This is a genomic window from Sphingobium fuliginis, from assembly GCF_004152845.1.
GTDB lineage: Bacteria > Pseudomonadota > Alphaproteobacteria > Sphingomonadales > Sphingomonadaceae > Sphingobium > Sphingobium fuliginis.
In genome coordinates this window covers 149,962-163,375 of record NZ_SEON01000002.1, presented here as the reverse complement: position 1 = coordinate 163,375, position 13,414 = coordinate 149,962, and the positions used below count along the sequence as shown (strand labels likewise).

The 13,414-nt window shown below is 66.9% G+C and carries 12 protein-coding genes; 11 read left to right on the top strand and 1 reads right to left on the bottom strand.

What is annotated here, in order from left to right; genetic code table 11:
- Positions 1 to 119 precede the first annotated feature (119 nt).
- The 9 genes from EWH10_RS05715 to epsC all read left to right on the top strand — a co-directional run bounded on the left by EWH10_RS05715 (position 120) and on the right by epsC (position 8,797).
- A complete protein-coding gene (locus EWH10_RS05715; RefSeq protein WP_044663057.1) occupies positions 120 to 644 on the top strand; it encodes a 3'-5' exonuclease in 525 nt (174 codons plus the stop codon).
- Between the two features lie 154 nt (positions 645 to 798).
- Positions 799 to 1,251 carry a hypothetical protein gene (locus tag EWH10_RS05710; RefSeq protein ID WP_025550374.1) on the top strand — a complete coding sequence of 151 codons (453 nt, stop codon included), beginning with the start codon at positions 799 to 801 and terminating at the stop codon, positions 1,249 to 1,251.
- On the top strand, positions 1,248 to 1,958 hold the full coding sequence (locus EWH10_RS05705) for a response regulator transcription factor (RefSeq protein WP_044661711.1): 711 nt from the start codon (positions 1,248 to 1,250) through the stop codon (positions 1,956 to 1,958). The genes EWH10_RS05710 and EWH10_RS05705 overlap by 4 nt, the downstream gene beginning before the upstream one ends.
- Before the next feature lie 206 nt (positions 1,959 to 2,164).
- Positions 2,165 to 2,863 carry a carbonic anhydrase gene (locus EWH10_RS05700; protein ID WP_025550378.1) on the top strand — a complete coding sequence of 233 codons (699 nt, stop codon included), beginning with the start codon at positions 2,165 to 2,167 and terminating at the stop codon, positions 2,861 to 2,863.
- 4 nt (positions 2,864 to 2,867) lie between these two features.
- Positions 2,868 to 4,364, top strand: coding sequence for a SulP family inorganic anion transporter (locus EWH10_RS05695; protein ID WP_044661712.1), 1,497 nt, complete (start codon positions 2,868 to 2,870; stop codon positions 4,362 to 4,364).
- 297 nt (positions 4,365 to 4,661) lie between these two features.
- Positions 4,662 to 5,507 carry a TorF family putative porin gene (locus EWH10_RS05690; RefSeq protein WP_025549718.1) on the top strand — a complete coding sequence of 282 codons (846 nt, stop codon included), beginning with the start codon at positions 4,662 to 4,664 and terminating at the stop codon, positions 5,505 to 5,507.
- Between the two features lie 166 nt (positions 5,508 to 5,673).
- On the top strand, positions 5,674 to 6,384 hold the full coding sequence (locus tag EWH10_RS05685) for a response regulator (protein ID WP_025549717.1): 711 nt from the start codon (positions 5,674 to 5,676) through the stop codon (positions 6,382 to 6,384).
- Positions 6,381 to 7,700 (top strand): ATP-binding protein, encoded by a 1,320-nt coding sequence (locus EWH10_RS05680; protein WP_025549716.1) that lies wholly within the window; start codon positions 6,381 to 6,383, stop codon positions 7,698 to 7,700. Before EWH10_RS05685 ends, EWH10_RS05680 begins: the two co-directional genes overlap by 4 nt.
- 92 nt (positions 7,701 to 7,792) lie before the next feature.
- Positions 7,793 to 8,797: a serine O-acetyltransferase EpsC gene (epsC, locus tag EWH10_RS05675; protein WP_025549715.1), complete on the top strand. Its 1,005-nt coding sequence runs from the start codon at positions 7,793 to 7,795 to the stop codon at positions 8,795 to 8,797.
- Between the two features lie 64 nt (positions 8,798 to 8,861).
- Here epsC and EWH10_RS05670 read toward each other — a convergent pair whose 3' ends face one another.
- Positions 8,862 to 10,514 carry an alkaline phosphatase family protein gene (locus EWH10_RS05670; RefSeq protein WP_044661713.1) on the bottom strand — a complete coding sequence of 551 codons (1,653 nt, stop codon included), beginning with the start codon at positions 10,512 to 10,514 and terminating at the stop codon, positions 8,862 to 8,864.
- Between the two features lie 79 nt (positions 10,515 to 10,593).
- On the opposite strand from EWH10_RS05670, the gene EWH10_RS05665 reads away from it, so the two are divergent.
- On the top strand, positions 10,594 to 12,627 hold the full coding sequence (locus tag EWH10_RS05665; RefSeq protein ID WP_065846797.1) for a protein-disulfide reductase DsbD family protein: 2,034 nt from the start codon (positions 10,594 to 10,596) through the stop codon (positions 12,625 to 12,627).
- Positions 12,627 to 13,364: a TlyA family RNA methyltransferase gene (locus EWH10_RS05660; RefSeq protein ID WP_025549713.1), complete on the top strand. Its 738-nt coding sequence runs from the start codon at positions 12,627 to 12,629 to the stop codon at positions 13,362 to 13,364. The genes EWH10_RS05665 and EWH10_RS05660 overlap by 1 nt, the downstream gene beginning before the upstream one ends.
- Positions 13,365 to 13,414: the final 50 nt, after the last annotated feature.

The following is a 13,414-nucleotide window of genomic DNA, read 5'->3' as shown; positions in this document are numbered from 1 at the left end:
ATCATTTTTCGCGCCGCTGACTTCGGACTGACATAGTCGCCGCTTAGGTGAGCGACAGCGAAAATCTGGCCGGCCGGTCTGAAGTGGGGCGGACATGGCCTTGAAATATGGAGAGCAATTTGACGGTCATCACGATCGATTTCGAGGCGTCGTGCCTGCCCCGGCACGGCCTGTCCTATCCCATCGAAGTCGGTATCGCCCGCAAGGGCCAGGCGCGAAGCTGGCTGATCCGGCCGCATGACGATTGGGCCGGATGGCATTGGTCGGCCGAGGCGGAGGCGCTGCACGGCCTGAGCCGCGACCGGGTGGAGCGCGAAGGCCTGCCCGTCGAAACCGTGCTGGCCGAACTGGCCGACGCCTGCGCGGGGCAGCGGATGGTGGCCGACAGCATGATCGACCAATATTGGCTGGACACGCTGGCCGACGCGGCGGGGCAGGCGACGCCCTTCCTCATCGATCATGTCTCGCTGCTGCTGGACGAGCATCGCGCGGGCGAGCGGCAGATCATGGAAGCGGTCGCCCTTGCCGACTCGGTCCAGCCGCATCGCCACCGCGCGGCGAGCGATGCGCTGTGGCTGTCGTCGCTGCTGGATCATATCGCCGGCCGGACGATCCATGCCCCCGCCCTGATGCGCATGGCCTGACCCGTCCTCCCATCGGAAGACCGGGAGGAGTTCCATGCGCCTGCCGCAACCGGAAAATGCTTGAGCAACAATTTGTAACGCTCGGCAAATTTCGGAGACATTCAGTGCGCCTAAACCCTGACCGACCATGTCCGGTCGTCAGGGAGAAGGCCCCATGTTGCTCATTCTCGCATCCGGCGCAGCGGCCCTTGCCGTCGCCACGCCGATCCACAGCGCTGAAATCACCCATGCTTCGAACGCCTATCGGGCGAGTTACGAGACCGAATCGACGGTCCGCTTCCGCGAGGTCGAATCGCGCTTCGCCAACCGGCCGTCCATGCCGGTGTGCCGCTGGCAGGCCGAACTGGTCGTGAACCGGGACGTCGCGACGCAGGGCCGCACGCTGGCCGCCGTCGCCAAGCCGATCCATCGCTTCGCCCCGCTGTCGGGCAGCCATGCCGGCGGCTGCACTGCCGCGCGCGACGAGATCGAGGCGGAAGTCGCCCGCCACGCCAGCGCTCGCGCCGCCGAAGCGGTCGCCGTGGCGCAGCGGGACCGTTCGGTATTGCTGGGCGAGCTTGACGGCATTCATGCGCTGTCCGCGAAGGACGCCGTAACCGGCGGATGAGTCCACCGCTGATATTGATCGCGGAGGCCCAGCAGGATGTGCGCCATGAAGTGCGCCAGTCGCTGGAGGAAAGCGGGTTTCGGGCCCTGGCCGCCGCCTCTGCGAACGAAATCTGGAATGCCATGGACAGCATGCCCGTGGGAGCGGTCGTGCTGGACGCCGCGCTGCGTGGCCCGGACGGCATGGACCTGTGCCGCGACGTCCGGGACCGCAGCGACGTGCCGATCATCCTGGTGGGCGCCAACAGCAGCGAGGTCGACCGGGTGGTCGGGCTGGAACTGGGCGCCGACGATTATATGGCGAAGCCCTATTCGACCCGCGAACTGGTCGCCCGGCTGCGCGCGGTGCTGCGCCGTGGGCGCAATGAGCGCGCCCTTGGCGTGCGCCGCCCGGCCGAGGCGCGGTTCGAAGGATGGGTGGTGGATTCCTCCCGGCGCGAAGTTCTCGATCCCGACGGCGCGCAGGTCGATCTGACCGCCGCCGAATTTTCGTTGCTGCTCGTGTTGCTCGACCATCCGCAGGTGGTGATCGCCCGTCCGCGCCTGATGGAACTGGCCGGCGTGCGGGACGCGCCCTCGTCAGACCGCAGCGTCGACGTGCTGGTCAGCCGGCTGCGGCGCAAGCTCAGCCATGGCGGCCGGCCCGCGCCCATCGTTACGGTGCGGGGCGGCGGATATATGTTCAGCGCCGTGGTCGACCGGCGCTGAGCCGAACCGGCGCGGTCGAATGTTTCCCATCCATTACATTGATTCCGTGGGGAAATCGGACGAGCCGTCCTGTCGATCGCGCTTTCCATCGCTCAGACATATTATTTAACAAAGCCGCTGCGACGCAGCAAAAACGCTTCCCTATTGTGCATCCTCAAGGCCGGTCTGCCCCCTGACCGGCCATCAGATAAGAAGGATGCAACGACATGAACGATCTGATCGGTCGCGTCTTCAGCTTCGAAAGCCATGTCTTTCCGAACCAGAGCGCGCTTTACAACCGCCTCGCCAGCGACGGGCAGAGCCCCAAGGCGCTGATGATCTCCTGCGCGGATTCGCGCATCGTGCCGGAACATATCATGCAGGCCGATCCGGGCGACCTGTTCGTCTGCCGCAATGCCGGCAACATCGTGCCGCCCCATGCGACGCAGAATGGCGGCGTGACCTCCACGGTCGAATATGCCGTCATGGTGCTGGGCGTGCGCGACATCATCGTATGCGGCCACAGCGATTGCGGCGCGATGAAGGCGCTGTCCACCAATGCCGACCTGAGCGCCATGCCCAATGTCGCCGCCTGGCTGCGCCACAGCCATGCCGCGCAGAAGGTGTGTCGCGAAAGCTATCCCGCCGACCTCAGCGATGCGGAGAAGCTGCGCAACATGGCGCTGGAGAATGTGGTGGCGCAGCTCGCCCATCTGCGCACCCATCCCTCGGTGGCGTCGGGCATCGCCCGCGGCGAGATCGCGCTGCACGGCTGGTATGTCGACATCCATGCCGGCCAGGTTCTGGGTCTTGACGGCGAGACCGGCCGTTTCCTGCCGCTGCGCGAAGGCCAGCCGCTGCCCGTGGCGCTGCCCCATGCCAGGCGTCTGGCGGTCGACATCGCCTATGCCGAGGCCGCGGAGTAAGCTCATGCTCAAGGCATTTTCCGGCGGCACCTTCAGCCGCGACTTCACGGCGTCCATCGTCGTCTTCCTGGTGGCGATGCCGCTCTGCATGGGTATTGCCATTGCTTCCGGGGTACCGCCGGAAAAGGGCCTGATCACCGGCATGATCGGCGGCCTGATCGTAGGCCTGCTGGCGGGTTCGCCCCTTCAGGTCAGCGGCCCGGCGGCGGGGTTGGCGGTCATCGTCTTCGAAATCGTGCAGAAACAGGGGCTGTCAGCCCTTGGGCCGATCCTGATCCTGGCCGGCGCCATTCAGGTGATCGCCGGGCTGCTGCGGGTCGGGGGCTGGTTCCGCGCGATCTCGCCCGCGGTGGTGCACGGCATGCTGGCGGGCATCGGCGTGCTGATCGTCGTCGGTCAGTTCCACGTGCTGTTCGACGACAAGCCGCTTTCCAGCGGCCTTGCCAATCTGATCGCCATGCCGGGGCAGATTTTCGGCCTCAGCAACCAGGACGCGGCCACCGCCTTCGCGGTCGGCCTTGTCACCATCGGCGGCATGCTGGGGTGGGAAAAGCTGCGTCCGGCTTCCTTGAAGCTGCTTCCCGGCGCTCTGGTGGGCGTGGTGCTGGCGACGCTGGTCGCCTTCTTCCTCGGCCTTCCGGTCGCGCGCGTCGTGGTGCCGGAATCGATCGTCTCGGCCATTTCGCTGCCGGGCGACAATCTGGTCCAGCAGCTCCTGAACCCGACGATCATCACCACGGCCATCGCCATCGCCTTCATCGCCAGCGCGGAAACGCTGCTGTCGGCGGCGGCGGTCGACCGCATGCATGACGGCGTGCGCACCAATTACAACCGCGAACTCAGCGCCCAGGGCGTGGGCAACCTGCTTTGCGGCGTGGCCGGCGCGCTGCCGATGACGGGCGTCATCGTCCGCAGTTCGGCCAACGTCCAGGCCGGCGCCAGGACGCGGCTGTCGACGATCCTGCACGGCATCTGGATCCTGGGTTTCGTCGCCCTGCTGCCGTGGCTGTTGCGGGAAATCCCGATGGCGGCGCTGGCGGGCATCCTGGTGGTGACCGGCGTGCGTCTGGTCAGCGTGGACCATGTGAAGCATCTCCTCCACCGCTATGGCCCGCTGCCGGCCGTGGTCTGGGCGGCGACGCTGATCTGCGTCGTGGCGACCGACCTGCTGACCGGCGTTCTGGTCGGCATCGGCCTCTCGCTGATCGAGCTTCTGCCCCATGCCCGGCGTCTCCGCCTGGGCGTGGACGAGGAAGCACGCGACGACGCGCATGAAGTCGCGCTGCATGGCACCGCCACCTTCCTCAACCTGCCGAAGCTGTCGGCCAGGCTGGAGGCGCTTCCCGCCGGGCGGCTCGTCATCCTGAATGTCGAGCGGCTCAGCCATATCGACCATACTTGCGCGGAAATGGTCCGCGAATGGGTCGACCGCCGCCGCGGGACCGGCGCGCAGGTCGAACTGTTCGGCGCCACCGGCCGCATGCGTCACCTCGCCGCCTGATCCTTCACCCCCTCGTCAGGCGTTGAACGAACCGCCGCATCACCCTTGGGCGATGCGGCGGTTTTTCGTTAAGATGCAAACTGGAAACACAATAGAAATATTCAGAAGACTGTAAGACAATAATCGTGTTGCGGACATCACAGTGCCTTCATGTCCTTTCGCATTTGCGAAAAAGCCATTTCCCCAATTCGCCTTATCCCCATAACCTGCTCTCGATCCGCCGGTATCGAAGACGATAAGACAAGAGATCTTCGGACGGAGCGGACGCAGGACGGAACATTCTTACGTAAAAGGGGAATGTTCATGAAGTATCAGATTGCCTGTGCCGCGCTTGCGCTGCTTTCCAGCGCTCCGGCTTTCGCTCAGGAAGAGCCCGCAGGCCCCGTCACCGTCACTGGCAGCGTCGGCCTGGTTTCCGACTATCGTTTCCGCGGCGTGTCGCAGAGCGACCGTGGCATGGCCATTCAGGGCGGCATCACCGCCACGCATGAAAGCGGCTTCTATGTCGGCACCTGGGGTTCGAGCCTTGGCGGCTGGGGCCGTTTCGGCGGGGCGAACATGGAACTCGACCTGGTCGCCGGCTATTCCGCCGCGCTGGGCGAGGGCACTACGGTCGACGTCGGCCTGACCTGGTACATGTATCCGTCGGGCGCCGACAAGACGGACTTCGCCGAACCCTATGTGAAGCTGTCCCACCAGTTCGGCCCGGTCAAGGGCCTGGTGGGCGTCGCCTATGCTCCCAAGCAGGAAGCGCTCGGCAAGTGGCAGAGCAGCGCCACCAGCGGCATCGACGATCCGGGCGACAAGGAAGACAATTTCTACGTCTGGGGGGATCTGAGCGCCGCGGTTCCCAACACCCCCGTCACGCTGAAGGCCCATATGGGCTGGTCGAACGGCAATTCGGGCCTGGGCCCCAACGGCACCTCGATCGCGCCGACCGGCAAATATCTCGACTGGCTGGTCGGCGCCGACCTGGCCATTCCCGGCACGCCGCTGACCGTGGGCGTCGCCTATGTCGACACCGATATCGCCAGGGTCGAGGAAGAATATCTGCGCCCGAACTTCATGGTCAATGACAGCAAGGACTTCGGCAAGTCGATCGCGCGCAGCACGATCCTCTTCTCGCTGAGCGCCGCTTTCTGATCCCATGCGCCGGGCCCGGTTCGCCGGGCCCGGCGCATGCTTCTTTCCCGGTCGTGACAAATTGTTTCTGCTGTCGCATCCGGGCGCTTCCCGCCGGCCCTGCGGTTGACCCGGGGTCCGGCCGTCCTTATCCCGCTGTCATGCCCATAGCCGTGCCGACATTTTCATGACCGCGCCGACCATCATCCTTGTCGAAGACGACCCGCCGCTGCGCACCCTGACGGCGCGGGCGCTGCAGGAGCATGGCTATCAGGTCCGCCCGGCGTCCTCCGGGCCGGAGATGTGGGTGGCGTTCGATGCCGGGCCGGTCGACCTTGTCGTGCTGGACGTCATGCTGCCCGGCACCAACGGCATCGATCTCTGCCGCCAGATCCGCCGCAAGAGCGACGTTCCCATCATCTTCATCAGCGCCAAGGGCAGCGAGACCGACCGCATCGTCGGGCTGGAGCTGGGCGCGGACGACTATCTGCCCAAGCCCTTCGGCACGCGCGAGCTGATCGCCCGCATCCGCGCCATATTGCGCCGCGTCGGCGTGGAGCGCGGGCCGGACGAGCATCGCGAGAATGAAGCGCGCTTCGACGGCTGGATCGTCAACTTCCCCCGGCGGGAACTGCGTTCGCCGACCGGCGCCATCGTCGACCTGACCGGCGCGGAGTTCGACCTGCTGGGCAGCTTCCTCAGCCATCCGCAGCGCGTCATCGCCCGCGAGCGGCTGATCGAGCTTTCGCGCACCCGCATGGGCGACAGCAGCGACCGCAGCATCGACGTGCTGGTCAGCCGCCTGCGCCGCAAGCTGTCGACGCAGGATCGCACGGCGCCGATCACCACCGTTCGCGGCGTCGGCTATATGTTCAACGCGGAGGTCAGCCGCGCTTGAGACGGCATGTCAGCCTGGTCGGCCAGATTTTCGCGATCCTGCTGCTGACCCTGACGCTGGAATTCGCCGTCGGCATCTTCCTGAACGAACGGTCCAACCACCTCTCGCTACAGGATGACGAGGCCCGGCGCCTGGCCGAACATCTGGTCATCGCGCGCAAGCTGCTGACCGAACATCCGCCGGACGAGCGGCATGCGCTGTCGCTGCAACTCACCACCGATCGCTACGACGTGCACTGGACCCCGTCCTCGCCGCCGCCGCCGGCCCTGGCGCCGGGGCTGGAGCGGATGCGCCGGCAGATCGTAAACTGGGAACCGACGCTGGAACAGTCGGGCCTGTGGCTGCGCCTCGCCTCGCCCGGCCGGGTTTCGGAGATCAATGGCGGCCTGCGCCTGGCAGACGGAAGCTGGCTTTATTTCGGCATGCGCCATAGCGGCGGCAAATGGACCTTCGCCATCGGTCGCATGGGGCTGGCGCTGATCCCGGTGCTGGCGCTGCTGATCGTCGGCGGCATCATGATCCGGCGGACGCTGGCGCCGCTGCGCGACCTGACCCGCGCGACCGAGCGCATTGGCCTGAGCGACGAAGTGATCGTGGAGGAGGGCGGGTCCAATGACGTCCGCAACCTCATCCGCGCCTTCAACGCCATGCAGAAGCGCATCCATCGCCTCATCACCGAACGGACGGAGACTCTGGCGGCGGTCGGCCACGACATGCGGACCCCGCTCGCCCGGTTGCGGCTGCGGTTGGAGAACCTGCCCGACAATGAAGCGCGGGAGGCGATCGAGGGCGACCTCGCGGAAATGGGCGAGATGATCGATTCGCTGCTTGCCTTCCTGGGCGGCGAGAAGAATGGCGAGCCGCCGGTGCGCACCGACCTGGCCGTGCTGGTGGCGACGGTGGTCGACGCCTTCCAGGATCAGGGCAGGCAGGTCGATTATGCGGGGCCCGACCATCTGGAAATGGCCGTGCGGTCGCTCACCCTGCGCCGGGCGATCGTCAACCTCATCGAAAATGCGCTGCACTATGGCAGCCGCGCCCGCGTCACGCTGGAGCGCCGCGACCGGGAAGTGCTGATCCGGGTCGACGATGACGGGCCCGGCATCCCGCGCGACAAGCTGGACGAGGTGTTGAAGCCCTTTGCGCGTCTGGACGAGGCGCGGCAGCGCAACACGCGCGGGCTTGGCCTGGGTCTGGCCATCGTCGCGCGGGCCGTGGAACTGGAGGGGGGCGAACTGACCCTCGCCAACCGGCCGGAAGGGGGATTGCGGGCGGAAATCTGCCTGCATCTTCCGGCCGATGCCCAGAAGCGCTGACAAAAGAGAATCTGCCTGCCCCCAAGCAAAACTCATTTACTGGCGGGCGGGATGCCGCGCTATGCCGGGCGTCTGTATGAAAAGAGGCGCTTATGACGGCAGAAGGCGAAAAGGAAATCGCCCAGGGTTATTGGGATATAGACAGGCTGGCGACCGAACTGGGCGCGGTGCGGCGGCGCTGGCGGCAGGGGCAGGACCACCATGCCGAATATGGCGCGGAGGGATTTCCGTCGCGCGCCACGCTGACCAAGATCATGGAGGCGCTGTGCGGTGCGCTGTTTCCGCTGCGCCTTGGCCCCAGCTTCGTGCGCCTGCATAATGAGGACGCCTATGTCGCCCAGACGCTGCAGACGGTGCTGAGCCGGCTTTACGGACAGATCAGGCTGGAACTGATCTATGCGATGAAGGACGAGCCGATCGCGCATGTGGACCGGGAAGCGTCGCGCATCATCGGCGCTTTCGCGGAAAGCCTGCCGGCCCTGCGCGAACTGCTCGACAGCGATGTGGAGGCGGCCTTTCTGGGCGATCCCGCCGCGCGCAGCGTGGATGAGGTGCTGATCTGCTATCCCTCGATGATGGCGATCACGCACCATCGTCTGGCGCACCGGCTTTATCAGCTTGGCGCGCCGCTGGTGGCGCGGATCATCTCCGAAATCGCGCATGGCAGCACCGGGATAGACATTCATCCGGGTGCGAGGATCGGGCACAGCTTCTTCATCGACCATGGCACCGGCGTGGTCATCGGGGAAACGGCGATCGTCGGGGACCGGGTGCGCGTCTATCAGGGCGTGACGCTGGGCGCGCGCAGCTTCCCGGCCGATGAGAAGGGCGCGCTGGAAAAGGCCCTGCCGCGCCATCCGATCATCGAGGACGATGTGGTGATCTATGCCGGCGCGACGATATTGGGGCGCATCATCATCGGCAGCCGGTCGGTGATCGGCGGCAATGTCTGGCTGACCGACAGCGTGCCCGCGGACAGCAACGTCCGCCAGGCCAAGGCGCATTATGAAGTCACCAGCCGCGTGGAAGTGTCCGCGCCCCATCGCGTCCACGCGCTGCTGGAGGAAGGGCGCGACGGGATAGCGGAGAATATCTGAGGCGGCAGCGAGCCTTCAAAAACTTCGTCATTCCCGCCTTCGCGGGAATGACAGGTTTATTCATTTACTCCGCCGCGCAGCTATCCCCGTCCCCGGCGATCAGGTCGAGGCAGCGCCCGTCGATCTGGTCCTTCGGCACCGGCAATTCGATCAGCGCGGCCAGCGTCGGCATGATGTCGACCGTTTCCACGCCGAGCGGCTGTTCGAAATGGGCCAGCCCCTTGCGCCAGAACAGGATCGGCACGCGGCGGTCGGTATCCCAGGGCGATCCATGGGTCGCGACCGATCCCATCACCGCCGCTTCGGGGATCGACATGACGCGCGGCTTCAGCAGCAGCAGCAGGTCGCCCGAACGCTGCGGGTCGAAGCTGGCGCGGGCTTCCTGGATCAGCGACCAGCTTTCCGGGGGACCGGAGGGGGAGGGGGTGGCGGCGATTTCCGCCCTGGTGAAGACGGCCTGCACCTGGGGGTGAGCGCGGAGAAGGGCGAGGGCCGCCGCTTCCACCCTGTCGCGCTGGGCGGCGGTCAGGCTGCGGTCGAAATAGAGGTCGCCCGCCGGGCCATCGCCCCAGATCAGCGTCTTGCCCATGATGCCGGTCCTTTCCGCGACCGCCGCCGACAATGCCTTGGGCGTGAGCGCCCTGTCGACGCGCTGCTCCATCGGCATGGCGTTCATCCGGTGCCGCTCGGGCAGGTCATGGCCGCCATGGTCGGCGGTCAGCACCACGGCATAGTCGATGCCATCCTTGTCCAGCCGGTCGAAGAAGGCGCCTAGTTCGCGGTCCAGCCGGTCGACCTGGATGCAGCTTTCCGTACCCTCCGTGCCGTAGGTGTGGCCGATATAGTCCGTCGCGGACAGGCCGATGGAGATGATGTCGGTCTGCGCCTGCCGGCCCAGGGCCATGTTCTCGATGGCGGCGGCGGCGAAGGCGAGGGTCATCGCATCCTGCTCCGGCGAGATGCGGAAGGCCTTGTAATCGCCCGCCTCCCGCGCGAAACGGCCGGTGCCGACGATCCGGTCGCCCGCCTTTACCGGAAAATCCTTGGCCGCGCATTGCGGCGGCAGTTCGAAGCCGGGATTGCCCTCTGCCAGACGCTGGGCCATCACCTCATTGACCCTGGCGACCAGCGGCGGCGTCGCCACGCCCTTGTAGCTGACATAGCCCTTCGGCCCGCCCAGCCACCAGACCTGATCGGCCGTCGGTCCGCCCATCATGATCGCCGCGCGGTCCTTGCCCGCGACCGATACGACGCGCGTCGCCGGATGGGCCGCCTTCATCCGCCCGCCCAGCGTCGGCACCCTGAGATGCGTGGGCGAAGCCTGGTAATTTTCGCTGTCGGTGCCCGGCTGCGTCTCATCCTCCGCGCAATAGACCAGCTTGACGGCGCGGGCGGTGCGCAGGTCGAACCAGCTATTGGCGATGATGCCGGTGCGCGACGGGCGGCTGCCGGTCAGGATGGTGCTGTGGCCGGGGCAGGTTTCGGTCGCGGCATGGCTTTGATAACCGCGCGGGAAGACGATGCCCTGTTCCGTCAGCCGCTTGAGGCCGCCGCTATAATATTGGCGATATTCGCTGAACAGATCGGCGGAAAACTGGTCGACGGCGATGGCGACGATCAGCCTGGGCGGGGCGGAAGGCGTGGGAGTGGCCGCTGGTTGGGCCAGCGCGGGCAGCGAACTGGCGATGAGCAGGGCGGCGGCGACTTTTTTGAACATGGGGGAGGAGACCTTCTGATGCCTTGACGGCGCATGCAAGCGGACCTAGCCCCCTTGCGTCCACCGGAACAGAGGCCCGATGCGGATTTTTCATGTCCTTCTGATGACAGTGCTTTTGCTGTTCGCGCCAGCCATGGCGCGGGCGCAGGGCGCGTTCGGCGGGGGCGCGCCGCATATCGCGGCGGAACTGGCCGTCGAAAGCGCCGTGCCGAGGCCGGGCGAGGGGCAGGCGTCGGGCACGACGATCGCCTTTTCCATGACGCCGGAGCCGGGCTGGCACGGCTATTGGGAAAATCCCGGCGATGCAGGGCTGGGCATGACCGTCAAATGGACGCTGCCCAAGGGGGTCGCCATTGGCCCGCTGCGCTATCCGGTGCCGGAGACATTGTTGATCTCCGGCCTCATGAACCATGTCTATGAGGGCCCCTATGGCGTGCTGGCGAAGCTGACCGTCGCGCCGGACGTGCCCAAGGGCACGAAGCTGCCGATCCGCGTCCGCGCCGACTGGCTGGCCTGCACCGACAAGGTCTGCGTGCCCGAGGGGGCGGAACTGGCGCTGGACCTGATGGCGGGCGACGGCTCCGTCCTGCCGGGCAGCAGGGCGCAGTTCGACGGCTGGCGCAGCCACCTCCCGCGTCCGCTGGGCAGCGAGGCGGCCTATGCCATGGCAGACGGTCGCCTGCGCCTGTCCATTCCTTTTCCCGCGGCGGCGAGCGCCCGCGATGTCCATCTTTTCCCGCTGGCCGACGGCCTCATCCGCTATGCCGCCCCGCAAAGCGTCATGCGGCAGGGCGATCGGCTGCTGATCGAAACCGAAGCCGGACAAGGCATGAAATCCGGGCCGGTCCAGGCCGTCCTGCGCACCGGCGACCATGTCGGTTTCCTGCTGACGGCACGGCCCGGCGCGGTTGCCGCGGTGCGGCCCGCCACCTTCCAGACGGTCCTCCTCGCGCTGGGCGGCGCGCTGGTCGGCGGCCTGCTGCTCAACATCATGCCCTGCGTCTTTCCGATCCTGGGGCTGAAGGCGATGAAGCTCGCCCGCGCGGGGGGCGATGAGCATGTCGTCCGGCGGGAGGCGCTGGCCTACAGCCTTGGCGTCATCCTCACCTGCCTCGCGCTGGGCGGCCTGCTGCTGGGCCTGCGCGCGGCGGGCGCGGCCGTGGGCTGGGCGTTCCAGTTGCAGGACCCGCGCATCATCCTGCTGCTGTTGCTGCTGGTGACGGCGATCACGCTCAACCTCGCCGGGCTGTTCGAACTCAGCGCCTTCGGCGGCGGCGACAGGCTGGCGGACAAGGGCGGCGCGTCCGGCGCCTTCTGGACCGGCGCGCTGGTCGCCTTCGTCGCCACGCCCTGCACCGGACCGTTCATGGGCGCCGCCATGGGCGCGGCGCTGGTCCTGCCGCTCGGCGCGGCGCTGGCGATCTTCGCGGGGCTTGGCCTTGGCCTGGCGCTGCCCTTTCTGGCGCTGGCCTATATCCCGCCGCTCCGCACGCGTTTGCCCAGGCCCGGCGCGTGGATGGGGCGGCTTCAGAAGATTCTCGCCATCCCGATGGCGTTGACCGCGCTGGGCCTGCTGTGGCTGCTCGGCCAGCAGCGCGGCGTTATGGCCATCATGCTGGGCGTCGGCGCGGCGCTGATCCTCGGCGCCGGCCTGTGGTGGCTTGGGCGCAGGCAGCGTCACGGCCGGCGCGGCGGGCTTGCCATGATCTGCGCGGCGCTCATCCTCTTCGCAGGAGCCGCCATTTTGCTGCCGGCGCATGCGCCGGCCGCCGCGGCATCGGCCCATGGCGTCCCCTTCGACGAAGCCCGCCTCGCCAGCCTTCGCGCCGCGAAAAAGCCGGTTTTCCTTTATTTCACCGCCGACTGGTGCCTGACCTGCAAGGCCAATGAAGCCGCCGCCATCGATCGCGAAGAGACCCGCGCGGCCTTCAAAAGGGCCGGCGTCACGGTGATGGTGGGCGACTGGACCAATGCCGACCCCGCCATCACCCGCTTTCTGGAAGGGCAGGGGCGTTCCGGCGTCCCGCTCTACCTCTGGTATGCGCCCGGCCGGGAGGCGCAGACATTGCCGCAGCTTCTGACGCCCGCCACGCTGACGGCGCTGGTGCCCTGATGGCCAAGGTCCGCGCCGATCAGCTGCTCGTCGACAGCGGCCTTGCCGAAAGCCGGGCGCGCGCGCAGGCGCTGATCCTGGCCGGCCTCGTCTTCCTGGGCGACCGGAAGATCGACAAGGCCGGGCAGCAGGTCGCCGCCGACGCCGGACTGGAGGTGAAGGGCCGCGACCATCCCTGGGTGTCGCGGGGCGGCATCAAGCTGGCCCATGCGCTGGAACATTTCCATATCGACGTGACCGGCGCCGTCGCCATCGACGTCGGCAGTTCGACCGGAGGCTTCACCGACGTCCTGCTGACCCATGGCGCGGCGCGGGTCTATGCGGTGGACAGCGGCACCAACCAGCTTGCCTGGAAGCTGCGTTCCGACCCCCGCGTCATCGTCCATGAACAGACCAGCGCCCGCATCCTGACCGCCGATCACATCCCGGAGCCGGTGGACATCATCGTCTGCGACGCCAGCTTCATAGCGCTCGCCAAGGTATTGGACCGGCCCTTGAGCTTCGCCCGTCCCGGCGCGCGCCTGGTCGCCCTCATCAAGCCGCAGTTCGAGGCGGGGCGGGAGGAAGTCGGCAAGGGCGGTGTCGTGCGCGATCCCGCGATCCATGAACGGGTGTGCAACGACGTCCGGGAATGGGTGTTGTCACGCGGGTGGCAGGTCGAAGGCATAACCGCCAGCCCGATTACCGGCCCACAGGGCAATGTCGAATTTCTCCTCTTCGCAATATTTGGCGGATAATCCCATCCTGTTCGTTTCGCCGCTATAGTCATCATCTGCGACAAATGCCC